This is a genomic window from Verrucomicrobiia bacterium, from assembly GCA_035946615.1.
Taxonomy (GTDB): Bacteria; Verrucomicrobiota; Verrucomicrobiia; order Limisphaerales; family UBA8199; genus DASYZB01.
On sequence record DASYZB010000051.1, the window covers coordinates 1 to 21614 of the forward strand.

The window sequence follows — 21614 nt, forward strand, 5'->3', positions numbered from 1 at the left end:
TGGCGGAAGGGGTGGGATTCGAACCCACGGTACGGTTGCCCGTACGCCTGATTTCGAGTCAGGTGCCTTTAACCACTCAGCCACCCTTCCGGCCAATGCAGCGCAAGATAAAATGCCCAAATTCGCCGCACCGGCAAGTTGATTCGAGCACTCAAGGGAGGGCCAGGTCCCGCGCGCCGCGCCCTTTTTCTTATAATACGCGATATTGACACTGGTGTAAATATCGCGTATTTATAGACATCATATGAACGCGTTCGGGCCAGTGCATTATGTCGAGCTTTTCCACTTGCTGCTTCTCGATCAGCTTGGGAGAAGACTGGATAAGCGCCACTTCGCACTTAAAGGCGGATGCAATTTGCGTTTCTTCTTAAAAAGCATTCGCTATTCGGAAGACATGGACTTGGACGCGCAGACGGTGCCGCCCGATGTCCTGCAGGAGCGGGTCCGGCTGATTCTGGATTCGAAACCTTTCGGCCAGATTCTGAGAGCGAACGGGCTTTCGGTCATTCACTGGACCGAGCCGAAGCAGACCGACACGACCCAACGCTGGAAGCTGAGTTTGCGCGCTGACGGCTCGTCCGCGCTGCTGCCGACGAAGCTCGAGTTCTCCCGGCGTGGTATGCCGGGCGAACCGCGGTTCGAGCCGGTCGATCCCGAGCTAAACCGTGCCTACCGCCTCGCACCGATCATGGCCAGCCACTATCCGATGGGGATCGCCTACCAGCAAAAAGTTGGAGCGTTGGCGCAGCGCCCGCTGACGCAAGCGCGGGACGTGTTCGATCTTTACTGGTTGATCAACTCAGGCGTGAAGACAGAGCTTCCTGCGAACTTGCAGCGATACTGCCAAAAGGCGCAGGAGAATGCGATGGCCGTCACTTTCGCGACATTCAAAAGCCAGGTTTTGGCGTATCTGTCCGTGAGCCATCGGGAACAATACGACTCCGAGTCGGTTTGGGAGACCATCCAATTGACGGTAGCCGAGGCGTTGGGAGGCACTGGGTCATGAGCTTGATCGAAACACACGCCCGGATTCTACAGATGGGGTCGAACGTGTTCCGCACCGCTGACGCCGCGGCGTATTTAGGCCGTTCCAACAGCGCGGTCAGCCGGCTGCTCGCGCGGTTGGCAAGGGCCGGCCACCTGCTGCGTCTGCGCCATGGGGTATGGGCGGTTGCGGGTAAACTGGAGCCGCTCGCCTTGGCAAGCCATCTCACCGCCCCCTTCCCCAGCTATGTGTCCCTCCAGAGCGCCCTGTATTTTCATGGTATCATCTCCCAGATTCCCAACGTTATCTACGCCGTCTCGGTGGGACGCACCCGGGTGTTCCGGACTCCGCTGGGAACGGTCTCCATCCATCATCTCCAGCCGGAGTTCTTTTTCGGCTTCGAGGTTACGGAGACAGCGGGTGTGGCGATGGCTACTCCCGAAAAGGCGCTCCTGGATTATCTGTATCTGAGACCGGCCCGCTCCAATTTGTTCCGCGCCCTGCCCGAACTCGAGCTGCCGTCGAGGTTCAACGTCAAGTCAGCGCGGCGGATGATCCAGCGCATTCCCTCCGTCCGCCGGCGCACGCTGGTGGCGCGTGCATTCGACAAATTGACGGCCGGCGCTGCCGCAAGTTCACGGCAGCAATAGACGGCGGAACTGGAACTCGGATTTTAAAGCGAGCGCCATGTCAGATTGAGGAACAATCGTCGGGTATACTGCTCTTCTATACTATATGCCGTTTTCGCAGCCAAAAATGGCTAACGCCAATCAGAGGAAAAAGTGAGAAGACCCCAGTAAATCCAAGGCGAATCAGCGATTGCAAAACGTAGCTAAAACTGGCCAAAAATGCGTTTTACAATTTCGAGTCAGGTGCCTTTAACCACTCAGCCACCCTTCCGGTCGTTATTAATCAGCAGCTTACGATGTAAGCCGGATTGCGAGGACAATTTGATACCGCAATTTGATATTGCTCGTGCGAAGGCCTCACGAGGGGCCAAATCGAAAATTCGGTGGTCAAAACGCAGTGACCGCACTCACCTTTCACACTTTCCGACCGGGCCAATTTCGGCTAACTTGTCACCGGGTTTTTTTACTATGCCAATCTATGAATATGCCTGCCCGAAGTGCCGGGTGATTTTCAATTTCCTGTCCAAGCGGGTCGATCCAGACCGGTTGCCTGTCTGTCCCAAGTGCGGCAACAAGAAGATGACCAAACAGATGAGCCGGTTTGCCATGTCACGGCGGCTGAAGGAGCCGGCGGCGAAAAGCGACGCAGCCGGTGATGAACCGCCGATGCCGGATTTTGATGACCCGCGCGTCGAGCGGGCGATGATGGAACTCGAACGCGATATGGAGCATGTCGATGAGAATAATCCGCGCCACATGGCCCACATGATGCGCAAGATGAAAGACCTGATGCCTCCAGGCACGGTGCCCAAGGAACTGGACGTTGCCATCAAACGGCTCGAAGCCGGGGAAGACCCGGAAAAGATCGAAGAAGATATGGGCGATGTGCTGGGCGATCTCATGGGAGGCGAAAAAGGCGGTCCAGGCGGAGGCGCTTATACCCACGACAGCGGGTTGTATGATTACTGAATAAGCCTCTTCTAATCGTCCTCGCCTTCCATCTCGTCCTCGGATTTTGAGTTGCCGCCAGGAGGATGAGGACCATCGAGGCGCCGCAATCTCACCGTAAAACAGGACCCTAATGTTTTCGCGCCGGCTAAAAACAGGTTACTTCGCTCTCGAAGCGTTAAACTCCTTCGCGACGGTTTATTACTTCTATTACCTGTACTTTTTCATGCAGAAGGTTTATGGTTTTGGCAACAAAACCAACCTGATGCTGGCGGCGCTGAACGGGGCCAGTTACGCCCTGTTTGCGTGGTGGGCGGGGAAATTCGCCCAGCGCTACGGCTATTTTAACGCGCTGAAGTTGGGCTTTGCGATCATGATCGGCGCATTGGCTATTGGGAGCCAAATGCGCCTGGCCGGCGGCCATATCGTCACAATGGTCTTGACGGTCCTGGGGATGTCCTTTACCTGGCCAACGCTCGAAGCCCTTATCAGCGAGGGTGAGCCGAGGGCGGGTCTGCAGCACATGGTAGGCATCTATAATGTGGTTTGGGCCGCCACGGCTGCTGTGGCCAACTTTAGCGGAGGGGCCATGCTGGAAGAGCTCGGCCTGCACAGCCTGTTTTATGTTCCGATTGGCGCCCAACTGATTCAACTGGGGCTGACACTCTGGCTTGAATCAGAAGCTCGCCCTAGCCCGAAGTTTTCACAAGCGAGCAAAGCCGCACGCGAACGAGGCGAAGCCCCTGGAGCGCCCCGCCTTCCTGCCCTCTTCGAGGATGCCAGCAACCCGCCGGCCCAAAACGCCGGGACACGGCGTATTCCGGACACGTCCCGAGGCGCTTTGCTTTCGGCGCCGATGGCCGGCGAGATTCCTGCTCCGCCTCCTTTATGGGCGAGTTTGGCGGGCAACTTGGAGCCAGAGAAAGCCGTGCGGCAGGTTCCGCGCGGGCTTACGACATCAAAGGCGAAAACGTTTCTGCGAATGGCCTGGCTTGCGAATCCATTTGCCTACATCGGCATCAATACTTTAATCGCCGTCATTCCCGGTGTGGCCCGCCGGCTCGATTTGACGACGATGACAGCCGGGTTCTGTTGTTCGGTGTGGTGCTTCTCGCGGGTCGGGGCCTTCGTTGTGTTATGGCTTTGGGACGCCTGGCATTACCGGTTTCGCTGGTTGCTGGCCGCTTATGTGGGGCTCATCGGCAGCTTCAGCACCATCCTGCTGGCCCCAAACCTGGTGGTTCTGATTTCGGCCCAGCTCCTCTTTGGCATTGCGGTCGGGCTCATCTATTACTCGTCCTTGTTCTATTCGATGGACAGCAGCGATACCAAAGGCGAGCACGGCGGGATTCATGAAGCGGTCATTGGGCTGGGCAACTTCGCCGGCCCGGCGGTGGGCGCCGCCGCCTTGCAATTTCTGCCCCAATATACCTATAGCGGCGCGCTGGCCGTAACCGCGCTTTTGCTTTGCGGTCTGGGGGGGCTAACAGCTATCTGGCGGACCGGCAAAGTGCGCTGAGAAACTGCGGCTCCTAAAGGTCAAGAGGATTCGGATCCCGATTCTCATTAAGGCTCCTTCACACCGAGGCGAGGCGAGCCTGCAATTCACCCAAGCTGCACGTCATGTCCAGGCGCGCTCCGGTTTTGAGCAGCACCGAGTATTGGCCCGGGCCGAGCGGCTGGACCTCGCGAATCCGGCTCAGGTTGACAATAATCGACCGGCTGATGCGCATGAAGCCGGCTGGAGCAAGCCGGGCCTCCATGGCGGCGGTGGTCTCCCGCACAATGTGCCGCTCCTTGCCCGCATGCAGCAGGACGTAATTGCCGGCGGCCTCGACATGGTCGATTTCTTCGGGCTTGAGAAACAGGATGCGCTCGGGCGTTCGGACCAGGATACGGCCTCCGCCGGGAGTGGCCGCATGGACGTGGGTTAGCAGCGCCGCCAATTGCTGAGAGGGCCGGAGTTGTTCGGCCCCTTTTGCCAACTGCTCCCGGGCGCGCTGCACGGCCAATTTGAAACGCGCCTCCGTAAACGGTTTGAGCAAATAATCCAGGGCATTGACTTCAAAGGCCCGGATGGCGTGCTCGTCATGGGCGGTTGTGAAAATTACCACCGGCGCCTGTTCGGGCTCAAGGGCCTCGATGACTTCGAATCCGTTGAGCCGCGGCATTTGCACATCCAAAAAAAGCAGGTCAGGCCGATGCTGCTGAACGGCTTTCAAGGTCTGGGCGCCGTTGGCGCATTCCGCAAGCACCTCGATGTCCGGTTCGCCGGCAAGGAGCGAGCGGACCCGCTCGCGCGCCAGCGGTTCATCATCGGCAATGATGGCGCGCACGTTCATGGCGGATTCACACTGGCCCGAGTTTCACACGAACTCACCAGCCGAAGGGGGACTACGATGCGCACAGTGAGTCCTCCTTCAGAACGAGGAGCCAGTTCGAGCGCCTGCCCTTTGCCATAGAGCGTCTCAAGACGAGCCCGCAGGTTCGCCAAGCCGATTCCGTTGCCCCCTGCCAGGCCGTTGGTGTTAAGCTGAGGGCCTGCCGGTTTCGCTGCGTGTGAGCCAAGCCCGCTGCCGCTCAGCCCCACTCCGTCGTCTTCCACGGTTAAGACCAGGCTCGAAGTTCGCCGCTGGGCTGTCAGCCGCACCAGCCCGGATTTCTCCGAGGGCTCGATGCCGTGGCGGATGGCATTTTCGACCAAGGGCTGCAGCAGCAGCGCCGGCACCAGGCAATCCAGCGCCGCGGGCTCAATGTCCTGCTCGACTCGCAACCGGTCTCCAAAGCGGGTTTGCTGGATTTCAAGATAACGCTGCACAAAATTCATCTCTTCGCGAAGAGAAATCTCCTGCCTTTCGGACTGGCTGAGGGCCAGGCGCAGCAGATCGCTGAGAGACAGGAGTGTCGCCTCCGCCAGGCGCGGGTCGCGCCGGAGCAACGTGGCGATGGCATTTAAGCTGTTGAAGAGAAAATGCGGCTGCAATTGCGCTCGCAAGGCATTGAGGCGGGCGCTGGCAAAGTGCGATTCGAGGAAGAGGGCTCGGCGCTCGCGGTCGCGGAACCGGCGGTAAAAATGGACCGAGTGCGCCAACCCCAGGAGCGCCCCGTAGGCCAGCAGGTCCAGCGCACCGGAGATGAGGCTCGCATTAATCAGGCCCGGGGGAACCAAAGGCGGTTTAATTCCGGGAGGCAGTTGGCGAAACAATTTCGTCAGGCCCGGTTCCTTGGCGCCTTGAAGTCCTTGCACGGTGATACCGTCGAAAGCCCCATTGGAATCGGACAGGAATAACCGCCGGGTTTCCACCTTTTCCAGTGGCCCGCTTCCAGACTCTCTTCCGGCTATCCCCACCATTGGAATGTTGTTGGTGCCGCCCAGGGGGCCTGAGTTGCGTGAGGTGACAATCACAACGTTTGCACCTTTCATGCTTATCCATGCGTTGAGGACGTGGCATGCGGCAAGAAAGCCTGCGCATGCCGCCAGGTTCAGCGGCAAATTCAGCCGAAGGTGGCCGCGTTCGAGAGGAAAGTAGAAGGCTGCGAGCGCGGCATAAGGGCCAAATAAAAGCCAGCAGTAAATCCGCTGTAAACCCAGGTCCGCCTTAAAAAATGCCTGGACCCGTTGAGCCGTGGCAGGCTGCAGCGAGTCTCTTTGATCGACAATCCAGACCGAAGGTCCCGCGTTGGTTCGCAGGAGCCACCACAGGGCCAGCACCACAAAACCTGTCCAGACAACTAATCCGGTCAGGACCAACCGGCGCCGCCGGAACAGGCGCGGCGCGTCTGCCAGCTTTCTATCTGGTGAGCTCAAATCGGACGCCTCTCTCAGGGCCCCCACGGGCACGCTTTTCGATTCTCATTGCTGACTGAAAGCAGAGCACTTTTCCCCAGAAAAATCGAGCCGGGAGTGATGAAGCACCGGGAAATGAAGGATGAAGGATGAAGGATGAGGGATGAAGAGGGGACAATCTTAGAGCGAAGGACCCAGCTCCTGGCTTTGACCGGCTGAGATTTGCACATCGACTACTCTGGCGCCGTATCGCACCCTGCACGGGCTGCCGTTCAGGCTGTGAATCCGGGCGGAAGTCAACAGGCCGTTGTTCCAGGCAAGATCAACGTCAAACCCTCCGCGCGCGCGAAGACCTGTGACCGAACCATTGGGCCATTCGGAAGGAAGGGCGGGCAGCAAGTTCAGTTCGCCCCCCTGGCTTTGGAGCAGCATCTCGCAAATGCCGGCGGTGATGCCGAAGTTGCCATCCAATTGCACGGGCGGGTGGAATCCAAAAAGATTTGGGCTCGTGTGCCGGTCTGAGAAGAGCAGTTGCAACATGCGATGGGCGCTGTGGCCATCGTGCAACCGCGCGTAGAGTGCGGTGCGCCAGGCCAAAGACCATTCGCGCACGTCGCTGCCCGGGGCCGTGCCGCGGGCGTCCAGGGAAACCTTAGCTGCCGCGGCCAGGGCGGGGGTATGGACCGTATCGAACTGGGAACCAGGAAAGATGGCGAATAGATGCGAGGTGTGCCGGTGATGGTCGCGGGGGGTGTCGAGTTCCGGGCTGCCCGGAACTGCGTTCGTTCCCTTTTTTTCCGTCATCCATTCGAGCAATTGGCCCCAGTTCCCAATGCCCGGAGTAGCCAATTCGTCACGCAAGGTGGCGATTTTATCCCGATATGCCTTGTCCACCTCCAGCGCATCGCAGGCCTGAACGCAATGATGGAACAGGTCCCAGACGATTTCCTGGCTGTAACTGACGCCATCTTCATCCGGGCCATGCTCGGGCGACCAGGCGTGGGGAACCACAAGCCGGCCATCGGGCAATCGCTTTAAGTGATCCTCCCAAAATTGGCACGTTTCCTTTAGGACCGGATAAGCGACCGCGCGCAGAAACTGCTTGTCCTGACCAAAGGCATAATGTTCCCAGAAATGCTGGCAGTACCATGCGTTGGCAGTCTTGTCCCACTTCCAACCCATACCGCCCATAATATTGTGGGAGGTTCGCAGGGCGAAGCCGCGCGTGGTCATTGCCCCTGCGGGTGTTTTCAACTCGCCAGAAGCGGCGGTCGCTTGGCGCCAGGCAGGCAATTGGCTGTTGACCAAATCAAAGAACGGCAAATGACATTCGGGCAGGTTCGCCGTTTCGGCGGGCCAGTAATTCATTTGAATATTGATATTGGCGTGGTAATCGCAGTGCCATGGCGGGTCGTTTGAATCGTTCCAAAGTCCCTGGAGATTGGCGGGCAGGCCGCCCGGACGCGAACAGGAGATGAGCAGGTAGCGGCCATATTGAAAAAGGAGCTGTTCCAGTTGGGGATCGAGGGCTTGGGAGGCCTGACGTTTACGCTGGTCTGTCGGCAGCATACGCTGAGGTTCGGAGGAGGTCCCCACATCCAATTTCACGCGATTAAACAGCGCTTGGAAATCCTTGACGTGCTCCTCTCTGAGCAGTTCATACGGCTTTTGTGAAGCCGCGTCTAATTGGGCCCAAACACGCGGGTGCGGGTCTTCGCCCCGATAATGCCGGGAGTAATCCATGGCGTAATCTGTTCCGGCGCCAATCAGGAGCGTTAGGCTGGTGCAGTTTCGAAATGCCAGTGTGGCGCCGTTAGTTTCCAATGCGCCCCCATCGGGTTGGAGCAGCGCTTGCCATTCGTATTTGAGCCCGTTGCTCAACCGGCCTGCCGCCGACATCCGGTTGCCATTGATCAAAATCGAGGCGCCGTGAGCATCCTCGAGTCCTACGAAGCCGGTGTAAGCGGCTGGTTTGTCAGCCGTGAATCGGGCGACGAGCACCCCTGCAGGGTGACTGCAAAAGAACTCACGCCGATAATTCACATCGCCAGCCTGATAGCTGACGTGCGACAGCGCCTCGTTGAGGTCCAAATCACGTCTGTAGTGAGTCGCAGAGCGTTGAGCAGGAAGGCTGATGAGCACATTGCCGAGAACCTGATAGGCGCCCATGGTATCGTAATTGCCCGTCGGGTTCTCACCACCGGTCCAGAGGCTGTCTTCGTTGAGGATAAGGCGTTCCTTTTCCGGATGCCCCAGGACCAAGGCCCCCAACCGCCCATTGCCGATGGCCAGCGCCTCACTCATGGGTACTTTGGCGGGTTGGCGATACCAAAGAGTAAGATCGCCCGCCTGCGCGCTCCCGGCGATTAAGAGGAGAGAAACAACGAGTGACAGAACCGAAGGCCCGCCCGCATACCTGCCTGGAAAAGAGCCTCCCTCAGGGCGAATGAGATTGTCCGTCGTTGAAGTCATTTTTCAGGAGTGCGCCCCGTCCTGGGCGCAGCAGGCGCCAGAGTGCGCAGCGGCCAAGGCAATTCACAAAAGCCAATTCTAAAAAAGAATCGCCGCTATTCGTCCTCGTGGTCATCCTCGTTCTCGAAAGCGCGAAAGATCGAGGACAAAGGGCCCGAGGACGGGCGCGCCGCATTTCAACCCACCTAAGCCGCTTCCTCTTCGGTATCGAGGAACCCTTGCAGGTGGCGAACGCGGGTGGGATGGCGCAACTTACGCAAGGCCTTGGCCTCGATTTGGCGAATCCGCTCGCGGGTTACGTTATACATCTTCCCGATTTCTTCCAAGGTGCGTTCGTAACCATCAACGAGGCCGAAACGCATTTCAAGAATCTTCCGCTCGCGCTCCGTGAGGCTGGTCAACACATCGCCCAGCTTTTCCTTGAGCAGGCTGTAGCTGGTGACGTCTGAGGGGTTCTCCGCGCTTTTATCTTCGATAAAATCCCCCACGCTCACATCGCCGTCGTCGCCGACGGGCGCATGCAACGAAATGGGCTGCTGGGCCATCTTGAGCAGTGAGTTGATGCGGACAACAGGCATGTGCATCTCATCAGCGATTTCCTCGGGAGTCGGTTCCCGGCCCAATTCCTGGGTGAGCTGCTTTTGCGCGCGCCAGAGCTTGTTCATGATTTCAATCATGTGCACCGGAATGCGGATAGTGCGGGCCTGGTCGGCAATCGACCGCGTAATGGCCTGGCGAATCCACCAAATGGCGTATGTGGAGAATTTGTAGCCTCGGCGATATTCGAATTTCTCGACGCCTTTCATCAAGCCAATGTTGCCTTCCTGGATGAGGTCCAGGAAAGACTGGCCGCGGTTGGTGTATTTCTTGGCAACCGAGACGACCAGGCGCAGGTTGGCCTCGGCCATGTGCGTCTTGGCCTGGTGGGCGCGGTCGGCGGCGCGTTTGAGCAGGCCGAACACTTTGTAGAATTCCTCGCGGGGCATGCGCACGAACAGTTCGAGCGCCTGGCTCTTGCTGTGTTCGCCCTGAAGGGCTGCCTGCTGTTCACCCGATTTCCGGTGGCTTTCCAGCTCCTGGATGCGCCGCAAACTGGCCTGGAACTTCTCGTGGACGTTGCCGGCCACAACAATCATGTCTTCCAGGACCTTTTGCTTGTAGAAAAACTTCGGGAAGGTGTCCTGGAGCTTCTTGTCCAATTTGCGGAATGCGGCAAATATCTTCTCGCGATTCTTGGGGCCCGCCTTTTGCCATTCGAGATAATGCCCGTCCACGTCGGCATCCATGGCGCGGACCTTCTTAATCAGGTTGCGCAGGTCTTTAAGATGCCGCTCGCGGTTGGCCACTTTCTTGTCCACCACAACGCGGTCGAAGCGTTCCTTGGGCGGCTCGGAAAGGAGCTTCTCGGCAATCGCGATATGTTCTTTGGCGGTAAAACCCAGGCCATAGACCAGCCGTTTCATTTCCGATTCGGCTTCTTCAATCCGTTTGCAGATGTCCACCTCCTGTTCGCGCGTCAACAGGGGGACCTTGCCCATCTGGTTCATGTACATCCGGACAGGGTCATCCAAGACCTCGAGCCGGGAATCCTCTTCTTCTTCGGGTTCGGCCGGTTTGGCGCGCTCGACTTCGGCGTGATCCACTATCTCGACATCCAGGTTTCGCAGCTTGGTGTAGAGTTCGTCCAAGTCCTCGGGCGACAGCCCCTCAGGCAGAACATCATTTATGTCGTCGTAGGTGACATGCCCGTTTTCATGCGCCAAGTGCAGGAGGGTCTTAATGGTCTCTGCCAGGTCCAGGGGCGCCCCGGGAGTTGCCCCAGCGGCTGGTGCGCCCGAAGCCGCAGCGGCCTTGAGATTGGAGACCCCGTGGGTTTTGTTGGCGCCATTTTGCGGTTCCCGGCCCTGTTCCGGATGTGCCGAATGCACAGGCGCTTTGGATGAAATTATAAAGCGGCGCCGGGGGCGGTTGCCAGTTGCAGTGGGTTCCCGCTGCCCGCCCCGACTGCGGTCCACTCCATTGGCCAACTTGCTCTCTTTTCTGTTCAGCATAAATAATCAGACTCGCAGACTGCCTTTTAGTTCATAATTCGCGCAAGCGCCTCGCCCACAACGATTCACAAAGCAGTGCAATCATCGGTTTTGCTTGGCCACCCAGGGCGTTTGAAGACCGAATTCACTGGAAGACAGACTCGCCCATATACTACGTTACTCACCTACCAAAATCAAATTTTTAAAGGTAGCAAATTGAGTTCACTTGCACCCGCGCCACCGGCCCAAACAAGACTGCTTGGAAAGAACTACGCCACGTTCCCGGAATCCTTGCAAGCACGAAAGAGGCTTTTTTTCTTACTTTTGAATCTGAACGGCATGAAACGGGCTTAAAGCGCAGCCAGGGGCACTGGAGCCCATTGCACCAGTGGGATTTTGCTCTTATTTTCGCAAAAGGATGATTAAACAGTTCGAACCTCGGCAGGAATGGGTGCCCGAGGCCAGAGGGCGCTTTCAAGTGCTGGCAGCGCTCGGGGCGGGTTTTATTGCCGGCATGGTCTTGCTATTGGTCCCTCGAGGCAGTCCTTGGGCCTCGATTACCTTTTTCTCGGCGGTGGCGATGGGGCGGCCAGTGCCTCCAGGGGTGGGATTGCCATTGCCGGTGGTCTGGGCCATTCATCTGGGCGTTTCTATAATCTACGGTCTCATTGTTTCATGGGCCGTTTCCACCCTAAGCCAGGGCCGGGCGATCCTGGCAGGCGGGGCAGTCGGCCTGTTCTTGTACATCGTGAATGTGTTTGTGGTGACATTCGCCTGGCCGCTCTGGAGAGGCAACGAGGGCTCGGTACTCTTTACGCATATCGTTTTTGGCCTGATTGCAGGCGGCGCCTACCGCGGCTTGCTTAGGCGCAGACCGCCGGCCGCCATGGTGCCGCCCACTGCTGTCAAACGGGAATGATAGGCTTTAGGCAGTTACCTTCACACTGATCCCCGGGTGTGTCGTGTGTGCTTTGCCAGCTTTAGCCCTAACGGGCAGCGCGTACACACGATTTGTCCCGAGAATACCGCCACGATTTGGACCCTTTCTGATTCCCCAATCTCTCCCGAGCCAATCAAACACTCCGAGAAAATCATGTCCGCGCGTTTCAGCCTGGATGGACGCCGGGTAGTCACCGCCTCTCGAGAGGCAAGTGAAGAATTCGCCGGGCCAGCGACCCTTATGCAGACTGGGCCAGGCGGCTGCTGGGTGAGTGACCTGCAGCGAGAAGCCTCCGAGGCGAAGACAAACCTGGAACGTTCACCATCAGCCGCAAGAGAGCACATAGAACGCAAAGAGTGGGAGAATCCCTTGGCTTCAGTATGAATTGGTGGAGACCCGGGAGGTGTGATAGGACACCCAATGCATATCGGGGTCTCCCGGTGCGGGTGGTACGCCAGAAAGATACTGTCCATCAATCGCGTACACCTGTGTTGCTCGCCCGCTCGCCAGCGATCCCGTCCACTTGTGCAGTTCCAAATGGCCATCTGCGAATGCGACCGCTGCGGCTCCATCGTGGAACGTCGCCGGGGCCTCAATCCATTGCGCGCTTTGTGGGCTGAAAAAGCCGGGATCGTTCATGCTATCCGGGTGCTCGTCCAGAAACACAAAAGTTTCAGCAGGGCCAGGGAACAGAAGGCTGTCGGTGTTCGTGGTTTGCCTGTAGATATAATCCCAGGGGCCGGCTTGCGCATTGCCGGCGCCAATGCCGATGCTTGCCGAATAACTCCGAACGCGCTGGGTCCATCCCCGAACTTTCTGGACCTCGGACAAGTATTTATCGGCAGGACATTTGAAAACCGTGGGGTCGCGGTGCACATACGGAGCCAAGGTCGCATAGCGCGCGTCTGCAACGAAAGCGACGTTTGTGTTATCAGGTGAGATTGTCCAGTCCAGCCAGCCTGCGGCCCAACCCGGCCCCAAAGCTGCAGGGTAATTGCCGTTCATGGCATCGCCGCCATGGTAGTTCACAGCAATTTTCCCATGGTTATCTTCGGTGTACATTTGCCAGGCTCTGATGAGCTGGCGAGTGTTATTCAAACAGTGAATGGCCAACCCGTTGGTTTTGGTCCTCGCCAGAGCGGGCGCCAGCAAGCAAGCGCTGAATGCCAGCACTCCAACGATGACCAAGACCTCAATGATGGTAAATCCCTCTGCAACGCCACTAAAGCCGGCGTCGTATTTCGCGTTTCTAGCCCAACGGCGCAGGGCCTTGGCCGAGCGATGGTCGATTCGAGCCGAAGAAAGGGACTTTTCGAGTTTCATAGTAAGATTCAAATTAAATTGCTCCATTACATTTATTCCGGGTCTCGTTTTCAGTAAGTACCAACGTGATAAAACCGCTGGCCGGCGGCGGGAGCCGGGTCCTGGAGCCACGCCTTATTCCCCTGGTTCGTCGAACTTCCGCCAAGTTCCTGCCAACTCGCCGCGCCCAAGTCATCTTTGAATTCGACGCGGTAGTTTTTGCCGGAGACCCAGGGCCAAGTGAGCCAGGACCCCTGGGCGGAGGTCAGGGCCGGCACAAGAGTTAAATTGAGAAACGTGTAGGCAAACAGATCGCTGGTCTGGTTGAAATCGTTTGAAACCAGGTCCGAAGCCCAACTCTCGAACACCAGCGTATCGCCGTCGCCACTGAAGACGGGCGAGAGGGAGCGGTTATTGGCGCTGAAGCCGCCGAACTGATCGCCGCTTAATAGCGAGTTGGCGCCCGTTTGCCGATCATAAACAAAGATATCCGGCATACCGTTTGTATCGCCGGGAACGAGGTTGCTTGCGCCGCTCCGATAGGCGATGAAGCGGCCATCGGCGCTGATGGCAGGCGAGTCGGAAGCGGCATTGGGTCCTGCAACACCATCGAAGCTATGGCTCACCAAGGTGGCGCCTCCGTTTTGGAGATCATAGAGGTACACCTGATTTGTACCGCCAGCGTACCGTTTTTGTGAGCAGGCCAGCCATAATCCGTTCCCACTAAAATGCAAGTCCGAGTAATTCGTGGCGCCCGGCGCCAGCAGCCGGCTGGTATTAGCTGCCATATTCAGCATGTATAAGCCCGCATTGCCACCATACCCCGGGTATGCAGCAATGGCTGAGCGGCATCCATCCGGTGTGATGGCGACGCCATTAATAAACAGACCTCCAAGAGTATTGGTATAAACAAAAGAGGCAGCCTGCGAATTCCAGAGATAGAAGTAAGAAGTGTTTAGTGCGTATTCGCCCAAGCCGATGTAATGGCCATCGGGGGTCATCACCGCAACCCCGGATTGTCCCTGCGTGGTAAGGGCGTAGGTCACGCCCGCTTGAATATCCCGCACAAACAGGTTCTCCATTGAAGACGAATAAACCGGAGCCAGATTCGTGGCCACGCTCCGGAAAACCACATATCGGCCACCTGCACTCATGATTGGAGAATAGGAGTCTTTGCTTCCAGGGCCTGTGCCGGTGCTGTTGACGCTCGCGAGTGTCGTGATCCCGGTCTGCAAGTCGCGTACAAAGACATCCCGCGCGTTGTTGGTGTCGCCCGCTACGAGATCGTCGGCGCTGCTGGTGAAGGCCACGAAGCGGCCATCGGGGCTAATGACCGGGGCACTCGAAATGGCGTCAGCGCTAAATCCGTTAGTATTGGCGCTGACCAGGACGGTTGTGCCGGCGGCCAAATCGCGCACGAACACATCCTGGCAGCCATTGGTATCATTGGGCGTGAGGTTATCGGCGTCGCTAACAAAGACGACGTAGCGGCCATCAGCGCTCATCGATGTGGATGCGATGCTGCTCAGGCCGTTCGGGCTGGCAGAGGGCAACGTGGGGTCATGGGTCGAAATCATTTGGACTGCGCCGCTGGTCAGGTCGCGCACAAAGGCATCCGAGGCGCGGTTGCGGTCATTGGCTACCAGGCTTCCGTCACCGCAATCGAAAGCGGCGAAGTGTCCATCGGGTGTTATCCGAGGAATGGCGCCTGGACTGGTGAGTGAGCCGACGCCATTATTATCGGCATCCAACATCGTCATGGTCCCCGATCGCGTATCGCGCACATAGAGGTGGTAATCTCCACTGACCAGATTGCTGGTCAGATTCGACGCGCTGCTGAGAAAGGTGACAAACCGCCCGTCGGGTGTGATGCTGGGCCAGTCACAAGTCGAGCCGAGGGGGACCTGGCCATTTGTATCGCCACTGACCAGCGATGCCGTGCCGCTATTGGCATCCCAAAGGAGGACACACGTGGTCGGGGCGGCATTCGTATTGGCAATGAACGCGATGAACCGCCCGTCGGGAGTCATCTCGAGGCTCTGGATATCCTCGTATGCGGCTGTGAGGACAGCGCCATTAGTATGCACGACATCCGTCAAACCTGTGGCCATGCTGTAACGCAGAATCGTCCCCACGGCGGATGCCCCGCCGCTGGCTTCATAGGCGACGAATTGGCCGTCAGCGCTCAGCGACGGGTTGAAAGAGATGGCGTTATTTGTGTTCAGGGCAGTTCGCGCGTAGCTGCTGACCCATGTGGTGACACCGCCGGCCAGGTCGCGAAGATAAACATCACCGCCTGGCGGCGCGCCCTGCACCAGGTTGGTCGCCGTGCTGAAAAAGGCAACAAACCGGCCATCGGGCGTAATGGAGGGGGCATCCGAACTGCCGTTGAAGGTTGGATAGGCGGTGTTGGTAGATGCGGCGCCCACACTGGCCAGCACGGTCGTGCCGGCCTGCAGATCACGCACGAAAACATCGGCAATTTGGTTGCTATCGCCGGGCACGAGGTCATTGGCCTCGCTGACGAACGCCACGTAGCGCCCGTCCGGTGTCATCGCCGGGCTGCGGGAGGGGCCGTTTCCTGCTATTCCGTTAGTGCCGGCGCTGACAAGGGTCGTCGTGCCGTTGACAAGGTCGCGCACAAAAACGTCGGTGGCATTGTTTGTATCGCCCAGGACCAAATCGCTCGCGCTGCTCGCGAAAACCGCGTAGCGGCCATTGGTCGATAAGTCCGCCGGAATTGAATCCCCATTGCCGCCGGCAACGCCTGTCAGATTGACACTCACCAGCTCGGTGGTGTTGTTCTGCCGGTCGCGTAGATAAACATTCAGCACCGCCGGGAAAATGGCCGGGATGGCCGCGTTGTTACTCGCCTTGATGAGGTTATTAGCCGCGCTGGCGAACAATACAAATCGCCCGTCCGGGCTGATGATCGGCGCCCACGAATCACCACCGCCACCCGAAGCCGCGCCTTGGCCGGGGTTGGTAGCGGTGATGAGTTGGAAATTCTGCGCGCCTGCGCGGCCCGGGAAATATCCGAGCACCAGAACCAAAGACCACACGCGGACAATTGAAAAGCAGGTTGTCATAGCCTTCCCTTCGTTTCCAGAGTAGTTAAGCTCAAAAACAGCTTAGCATTGACGATGCCAGCCCTGAAGAGCTTTGAAAAACCCCAGGAAACCGCAAGAATGGGGTTTGGGAGCGTGCAGCGGACGCGTGATTCTCACGCATTTTGCGTGAAAATCACGCAACTGACTATTTGTTTCCTGTGAATTCCATCCCCTTTCTCATGCGTTCGTGATTAAACCCTCAACAGGAGCGATCAGCCGCAAAAGAACGCAAAGAACGAAAAGATTTAAGTTTTTCGCTTTGCGTACTTTGAGTTCTCTGGCGGCAAATCTCCGTCCTCTCCCCGCAGGCGGGCAGAGAGAATGGCGCCGCGCGCGCTTACCGCCAAATGGGGCGGCTGAGTGGCGAAGCAGTGCGGATTATCGCGCACTTGCCAGAGCGCGTGAGCGCTGGCATCCTCAGGTAATGGCAAATGTAGCTCAGGAACGCGCGGTGAACCTGAAAGATCATCGACGGCTTAAGGCAAGCCTCGGACGAAGTTTCGGCCATGGCCGCTTTGTCGCTCACTTTCTGGCATGGCTGAGTATTCGTTGTTACCCTTCAAATTTATGAAAACCAGGCCGCTGACCGCTCTTGTGTTGATTTTGATTCTAATCACCGGCCTTTCCGGCCTCGCCCAGGGAACTACCAATCAGACTGCGGAGACCGAACTGAAGGCGCTGGTCTTTAAAATCCAGGCGAAACTCAGGGATTCCAAGGCAGAGAACGTGACGGAAGCCGATTTGGCTAATGAACTCAAAGAATTCGACGCGCTGCTGGCCAAGCACAAAGACGAGAAGACCGATGATGTGGCAAGAATCCTGTTCATGAAGGCCACGCTGTATGAGGAAGTTTTCCATGAGTCTGACAAAGCCGAGGCTCTCGATGCGCAACTCCAGCGGGATTTCCCCCGGACCGCTCCGGCCCGGATGCTCAAACAGCAGGCGCAGGCTGAGCAGACCCGCAAGGCGCTCGTCGAGGGCTCAAAATTCCCCGATTTCGAGGAGAAAGACCTCGCTGGCAAGCCGCTCTCAGTGGCCAACTACAAAGGCAAGGTGGTGCTCATCGATTTTTGGGCAACTTGGTGCGGGCCTTGCGTTGGTGAACTCCCCAATGTGCTCAAAACTTACCAGAATTATCACGGCAAGGGTTTTGAGATTATCGGCATCAGCCTGGACCAGGACAAAACCAAGCTTAAGAGCTTCATCGCGGACAAGAATATAACCTGGCAGCAGTTTTTCGATGGCAAAGGTTGGGAAAACGAGCTAGCCGTCAAGTACGGCGTCAATAGCATTCCCGCAACCTACCTGCTCGACGGTGAAGGCAAGATCATCGGCAAAGACCTCCGCGGCCCGAGTCTCGACGAGGCGGTGAACAAGGCACTGGCGGGAAAATAAACGTCCTGGAGCAGCCGGAATATTAACGCGCGGCGCTCTCGGTTTCGTCCATGCTCATAATGGCGGGTTGAAGAGCAGTGGAGCGCGCTTAAAGTTCACGCAACGCGGAGGCGATGGGCAGGCGGGCGGCGCGCAAGGCCGGTAAAAGTCCCCCGAGCAGACCAATGACTGCGGCCCAAATAATTCCCTGGAGGAGCAATTGCGGTGTGACAGCAAATGCGAAGGTGACCTGGCTGAAGCTCTGCCAGTTCACGGTGGCCGTATGAAATCCGTTGAAAGCCAGGTAAGCGATTGCTGCCCCAAACACCCCGCCAGCAAGCGCCAGCAGCAGCGACTCGATCATTACGGAAACGATGACCGCGCCGCTGCCAAAGCCCAGCGCCCGCAACGTCGCTATCTCGCGTGTGCGCGTCGAGACCGAGTTGTACATGGTGTTCAGCGCCCCAAAGATCGCCCCCACCGCCATGAGCGAGGCGACCAAAACACCCAACGTGGTAATGAGGGTTGTCATTCGGGTTGATTGCTCCTCGTAATACTCGGCCTGGCGAAGCACTTTTACATTGAGGCGCGGGTCCGTGGTGAGAGCGTCTTTGAATTGCGTGAATGCCTGCGGCGAATTCAGCTTCACATAAACTGATTGAAAGCTGGTCCCTCTGTGGTAGGCATTTTGTAAAACAGTTGCGTCCGTCCAGATTTCCGATTCCGCAGCGCCGCCGCCGGCGGTGAACGTCCCGGCCACCAGCCAATCGTTGCGCCCGACCCGCAGCTTCTTCCCCACTTCCAGTCCGGAGAATTCCCGAGCGGCCCCGGCGCCTACCATCACCTCGTTCTTGCCCCACTCAAACGCCCGGCCTTCGATGATTTTGATTTTATCGCGCACCTGGAATGCCGAGGGCTCGACGCCACGGAGTGGGACATTGGCATCGATGCCGTTGGAGCGTTTGGGCAAGTCAATGATGACAAAGAGCTCGGCGGATGCCAACGGGCCTTGGGCATTACGGCCAATGCCTGGGGCGTCGGCTATGACCCGGGTCTCTTCCTGGGCGAAACCGCTGACCATCTCGGTATCGGCGCCGTTGCGCAACACGATGGCGGAATCCGGGGCGGCGGAGGCTGTCAGCGCCCTCTTGAAACCGACTGCCATCGAAAGAACGCTGACCAGCACAGCCACCACGCCGGCAATGCCGATGCCTGCGGCGGCGACCGAACCGCGGCGCTGGGCTATGCCCATCAGCCCGAATTTGGTGACCGAGCCAACCTGAGAAATCCAATTGACGGGTGCGGCCATCATATGCGCCGGAGTGAATCGGCGACGCGCAAGCGCATGGCCGCGAGGGCCGGGAAGATTCCGGTGGCGAAACCGAGCGCGAGGCAAATAGCGGCGCCGAGGGCCAGGTCGCGAGGGGGCAAAAAGAACATCGGGAGCATGCCGGAAAGGGCTTTGCCCAGGCCGGGAACGATTAGGGATACCAATCCCAATCCCAGGACTCCGCCCAGAAGCGACAGCAGGCAGGATTCGGCCAGGACGAGCCCCAGCACCTGGCCGTTGGTGAAGCCGATGGCCTTGAGCACCCCCAACTCCCCCGTGCGCTCGCGCACCCCCTGGGACATCGTGTTGCCGGTCACCAGCAGGATGGTGAAAAAGACGGCGCCTAAAATCGCCGCTGTAATCAAGGCGATGTCCCCGATTTGCTTCGCCCAGCCCTGCACAAAAGCCCCCTCGGGTTCGGTCTTGGTTTCGGCATCCGAGTTCTCAAACTCCTGGTCCACCAGTTTGGCGACTTGAGCGGCTTGGGCGGGGTCTTTGATTCGGATCGTGAACCAGCCAACCTGGCCTTTTCCTCCAAGCCGCGCCTCGTCAAAGTAGTCATAATGAAAGAACATGCTCATGATGTCGGTGTTCTTTTCCTTTCCGTCGTAAATGCCGACGATGTCAAACTCCCAGGTCTGGCTGTCGTCTGCCTTTCTCCAGATCGGCGAGAAGATCGGAACGCGGTCTCCTATTTTCCAATGAAACCGCTCGGCCGTAGCGCGGCCAACAATAGCCCCGGTCCGCGTCTGCAAGAATGCCCTTTTCTGGTCGGGGGGAAGAATCAACTCGGGATGCATATCGAGGAATTCCTGCGGCTCGACTGGATTCTGCATGAAGAAGGCCTTGGGCTCGCGTTGGAATATCCCGCCAAACCAGGTCTGATGGGTGGCTGCGGCGACACCCGGGATGCGCTCCATGCGCTCCTTGTAACTGGCCGGCAGCAATTGGATAATGGAGACCTTGTGCCGGACGATGAGACGGTTGGCGCCTTCCAGGCTGACGCCGCCCAGGAGGGCCTGTTGGATCGAGCACAACAGCCCAAATAAAATGAACGCCACGATGATCGACAGCAACGTCAGCAGGGTGCGCAGCTTCTTTCGTTTCAAATTGCTCCAGATGAGGTGCAGGTATTTCATCGCCTTACTTCACCGGCTCGTTGCTCAGGCGTCCTTTGTCGAGAAAGACCGTGCGCGAGGCGCGGGCGGAGGCGTGGGGGTCATGGGTCACCATGACGATGGTCTTGCCATGCTCGCGGTTCAAGGCCCCAAGCAGATCCAGGATTTCGTCGCCCGACTTGCGGTCCAGGTCGCCGGTCGGCTCATCGCACAGCAGCAGCGTGGGGTCGGTCACAATCGCCCGGGCGATGCCGACGCGTTGCTGTTCGCCACCCGAGAGTGTCCGGGGAAAATGTTTGGCGCGATGCGCCAGGCCGACGATGGCCAGGGCCGTCTCGACATGTTGCGCGCGTTCGGAGCGCGAGAGATGGGTCAGGAGCAGAGGCAGTTCGACATTGCGCTCGGCGGTCAGCACCGGGAGCAAATTATAAAGCTGGAAAACAAAGCCAATGTGCCGCGCCCGCCAGCCTGCCAGCTTGTGGTCGGATAGCTCATCGACGCGCTCGCCGGCGATGCTCACCGTGCCGCGGGTGGGCCGGTCCAGCCCCCCGATCAAATTGAGCAGGGTGCTCTTGCCCGACCCGGAGGGCCCCATCAGCGCCAGGAACTCACCGGCCGGCACTTTCAAATGCAGGTCCATCAGCACATGGATGTCTTCCGACCCGCGATGGAACACCTTCTCGACCCCATCCACATCGACCAACAGCCCATTGGTTTGAGCGTTCATATTACATTTCCAAATCGCTGCACAGAATGAGAGGGACGGCCCAGGAAGTCAATTTTCGTCCTGGTAAGGGTCTCACCCAGGACCAATGACAAGGTCAGTTCCAAACCTCAGGATTACACTTTGAAAGTGTAACATGGAAATTCAAGGTGTAACGCATCAGATTTTCTTCGTGGACAATCCGAGTCGCAACCTCTCGATGATGCGCCGGAGCCGGTAATATTGGGGTCGCGTAGCACTTTTCATCACTAAAAACCTGTGCCGTAGATGACACAGGTCTTCCCTATACTGGTCCATGGTTTCATGCAAGTTTATCGCGCCAAAAACCCGCGCAAATCGCCCCTCTGGCAGTGCGCCAACCGCCATTACGACGAGTTCGAAGCCCTTTACCCCGAGAAGTACGAGCCGCGCTATGGCCGGCTGCGGCCCGTTATCCCGCAGGTGGTGAGCAAATTCCTGGGGTGCGGCGACCTGCATCGGGGCTTTGCCCGCATCCGGTGTGAGCATTGCAAGCACGAGTACTTGCTGGCCTTTTCGTGCAAAAGCCGCTGGTTCTGCCCCTCGTGCCATCAGAAGAATGTGCAAACCACCGCCCGATTCATTGTCGAGGGTGTGCTGGCCCCGGTGCCCCACTCCCATCACGTCCTGGCGATTCCTCGAATGCTCCGGCCTTACTTCCAACGCCATCGCCACCTGCTCAAGCATCTCTGCCGGCTGGCCAATGAAAGCCTTACCGAGTACCTCCAGACCGCCTTGGATTGTCCGGACGGCGTCCCGGGCATCATCCTGACGCTGCACACCTTCGGTGAGTACCTCGACTTTCATCCCCATATCCATGCCCTGGTGGCTGACGGTTTGTTCGCGC

At 58.1% G+C, this 21614-nt stretch carries 16 protein-coding genes and 1 tRNA gene; 7 read left to right on the forward strand and 10 right to left on the reverse strand.

The genetic code is table 11. The features are described 5' to 3' along the window. Positions 1–90: transfer RNA gene (locus VG146_08335), tRNA-Ser, on the reverse strand. 154 nt (positions 91–244) lie between these two features. On the opposite strand from VG146_08335, the gene VG146_08340 reads away from it, so the two are divergent. The 4 genes from VG146_08340 (at position 245) to VG146_08355 (ending at position 4081) form a co-directional block, all read left to right on the forward strand. Further along, the gene (locus VG146_08340; GenBank protein HEV2392357.1) at positions 245–1006 is read left to right on the forward strand and encodes a nucleotidyl transferase AbiEii/AbiGii toxin family protein; all 762 of its coding nucleotides are present in this window, start codon (positions 245–247) and stop codon (positions 1004–1006) included. Next, positions 1003–1635, forward strand: a complete 633-nt coding sequence (locus tag VG146_08345; protein ID HEV2392358.1) for a type IV toxin-antitoxin system AbiEi family antitoxin domain-containing protein — start codon at positions 1003–1005, stop codon at positions 1633–1635. The genes VG146_08340 and VG146_08345 overlap by 4 nt, the downstream gene beginning before the upstream one ends. 447 nt (positions 1636–2082) lie before the next feature. Next, on the forward strand, positions 2083–2583 hold the full coding sequence (locus tag VG146_08350) for a zinc ribbon domain-containing protein (protein ID HEV2392359.1): 501 nt from the start codon (positions 2083–2085) through the stop codon (positions 2581–2583). 112 nt (positions 2584–2695) lie between these two features. Beyond that, on the forward strand, positions 2696–4081 hold the full coding sequence (locus VG146_08355; GenBank protein HEV2392360.1) for an MFS transporter: 1386 nt from the start codon (positions 2696–2698) through the stop codon (positions 4079–4081). Positions 4082–4139: 58 nt separating this feature from the next. On the opposite strand, the gene VG146_08360 is transcribed toward VG146_08355, so the two are convergent. The 4 genes from VG146_08360 to rpoD form a co-directional block, all read right to left on the reverse strand. Continuing rightward, on the reverse strand, positions 4140–4904 hold the full coding sequence (locus VG146_08360; GenBank protein ID HEV2392361.1) for a response regulator: 765 nt from the start codon (positions 4902–4904) through the stop codon (positions 4140–4142). Next, on the reverse strand, positions 4901–6370 hold the full coding sequence (locus VG146_08365; GenBank protein HEV2392362.1) for a histidine kinase: 1470 nt from the start codon (positions 6368–6370) through the stop codon (positions 4901–4903). Before VG146_08365 ends, VG146_08360 begins: the two co-directional genes overlap by 4 nt. A gap of 159 nt (positions 6371–6529) precedes the next feature. Beyond that, entirely contained in the window at positions 6530–8797 is a 2268-nt protein-coding gene (locus tag VG146_08370; protein ID HEV2392363.1) for a glycoside hydrolase family 95 protein, read from the reverse strand. 209 nt (positions 8798–9006) lie between these two features. Next, positions 9007–10749, reverse strand: coding sequence for an RNA polymerase sigma factor RpoD (gene rpoD, locus VG146_08375; protein HEV2392364.1), 1743 nt, complete (start codon positions 10747–10749; stop codon positions 9007–9009). 520 nt (positions 10750–11269) lie between these two features. Here rpoD and VG146_08380 point away from each other — a divergent pair. After that, positions 11270–11770: a hypothetical protein gene (locus VG146_08380; protein ID HEV2392365.1), complete on the forward strand. Its 501-nt coding sequence runs from the start codon at positions 11270–11272 to the stop codon at positions 11768–11770. 396 nt (positions 11771–12166) lie between these two features. Here VG146_08380 and VG146_08385 read toward each other — a convergent pair whose 3' ends face one another. After that, on the reverse strand, positions 12167–13114 hold the full coding sequence (locus VG146_08385) for a hypothetical protein (GenBank protein HEV2392366.1): 948 nt from the start codon (positions 13112–13114) through the stop codon (positions 12167–12169). Between the two features lie 50 nt (positions 13115–13164). Next, positions 13165–16182 (reverse strand): hypothetical protein, encoded by a 3018-nt coding sequence (locus VG146_08390; protein HEV2392367.1) that lies wholly within the window; start codon positions 16180–16182, stop codon positions 13165–13167. Positions 16183–16770: 588 nt separating this feature from the next. Between VG146_08390 and VG146_08395 the strand changes: the two genes are divergently transcribed. Continuing rightward, positions 16771–17598 (forward strand): TlpA disulfide reductase family protein, encoded by an 828-nt coding sequence (locus VG146_08395; GenBank protein HEV2392368.1) that lies wholly within the window; start codon positions 16771–16773, stop codon positions 17596–17598. 88 nt (positions 17599–17686) lie between these two features. Here VG146_08395 and VG146_08400 read toward each other — a convergent pair whose 3' ends face one another. Genes VG146_08400 through VG146_08410 form a run of 3 tightly spaced genes read right to left on the reverse strand, consistent with a single transcriptional unit; the run spans position 17687 to position 20752 of the window. After that, positions 17687–18889 carry an FtsX-like permease family protein gene (locus VG146_08400; GenBank protein HEV2392369.1) on the reverse strand — a complete coding sequence of 401 codons (1203 nt, stop codon included), beginning with the start codon at positions 18887–18889 and terminating at the stop codon, positions 17687–17689. Beyond that, positions 18886–20046, reverse strand: coding sequence for an ABC transporter permease (locus tag VG146_08405; GenBank protein ID HEV2392370.1), 1161 nt, complete (start codon positions 20044–20046; stop codon positions 18886–18888). The genes VG146_08400 and VG146_08405 overlap by 4 nt, the downstream gene beginning before the upstream one ends. 4 nt (positions 20047–20050) lie before the next feature. Next, on the reverse strand, positions 20051–20752 hold the full coding sequence (locus VG146_08410; protein HEV2392371.1) for an ABC transporter ATP-binding protein: 702 nt from the start codon (positions 20750–20752) through the stop codon (positions 20051–20053). 264 nt (positions 20753–21016) lie between these two features. On the opposite strand from VG146_08410, the gene VG146_08415 reads away from it, so the two are divergent. Next, positions 21017–21614: transposase zinc-binding domain-containing protein (locus tag VG146_08415; GenBank protein ID HEV2392372.1), on the forward strand; the 598-nt coding region annotated here is incomplete at its 3' end.